Genomic DNA, 887 nt, shown 5'->3' on the forward strand with positions numbered 1-887 from the left:
CCTTGGCTTTGAGAAAACCTTTCTGCCCCTCTGAATTGTTCAGATAGTACTGAACTTTCTACATTGGCTTTTGTTTTCATCGTATGGTAGGTACATTTCGGTTATCAGAGGACATAATTTTTCCATACAATTTACGTTTTTGTATTTCGATAAGAGTCTCTTCGTTATCGCTTAAATTTCTGACCATTTGTAGCTTTGTATATTCATTTTGGAGCATGGCTGACATGGTCTTGATGCGTGTTTGCAGCTCGAAAACTTCTTTCAGATCTTTTGTTTTATCTATATTATTTAAGAAATCGACAATTTGTGTAAAGCGGTTCTCTGCGTCTTGGAAAGTTTGCAAACTTACAGCTTTATCGACAATTCCACTATATTTAAGACGTTTATTAATTATTGTGCGCATTTCATGATACGGCAAGAACCAGAAGACGCTCCTTTTCTCTTCATGATGAACAGAATATAAAAGATCTCGAAATTCCCCAACATTTATGCTATAGTAATCGCGGCCCTTTTCTGGGTAGCTGAGAGTGGGCGAATCTTGTATGAAAAAACTCTTTTTCTCTCCTATTGTTGGTTTTTTTATTCTATTTCCTGTTATAGACTGATGGATTTTTTTCGCGTTTTCGATCTGGTTTTCGTTTGTTCTAATTTGTTGTTTTAACAACTCAATAATTGTCAGATAGTCTGCTTTTGAAACAGGGAAAGGACTTTGAACAGTCGAACCTTGAGTCCCAGAACCCCAACTAAAGTTAGACGTTAGAGTTAAATTTATCATTCCCAAAAGGGTAATCATTCCTGTTATAATAAATCTCTTTTTCATCTGTCTCCTCGCTTGATTTCGGCAGGGATTGTTTTATTAATAGGTACACGGTTCCTATCATTGGGCT

1 protein-coding gene is annotated in these 887 nt (G+C 36.1%); it reads right to left on the reverse strand.

Features of this window, described 5'->3' with window-relative positions; all coding sequences use genetic code 11:
* Window positions 1–76 precede the first annotated feature (76 nt).
* The gene (locus tag ACFIK8_RS10495; protein ID WP_375669392.1) at window positions 77–820 is read right to left on the reverse strand and encodes a type IV secretion system protein; all 744 of its coding nucleotides are present in this window, start codon (window positions 818–820) and stop codon (window positions 77–79) included.
* Window positions 821–887 lie beyond the last annotated feature (67 nt).

Source organism: Bartonella sp. MR168JLCBS (assembly GCF_042194175.1).

Bases quoted from the DNA above. Each gene is read 5' to 3' on its own strand.
- ACFIK8_RS10495 (WP_375669392.1), bottom strand. From the start codon at position 820: ATGAAAAAGAGATTTATTATAACAGGAATGATTACCCTTTTGGGAATG.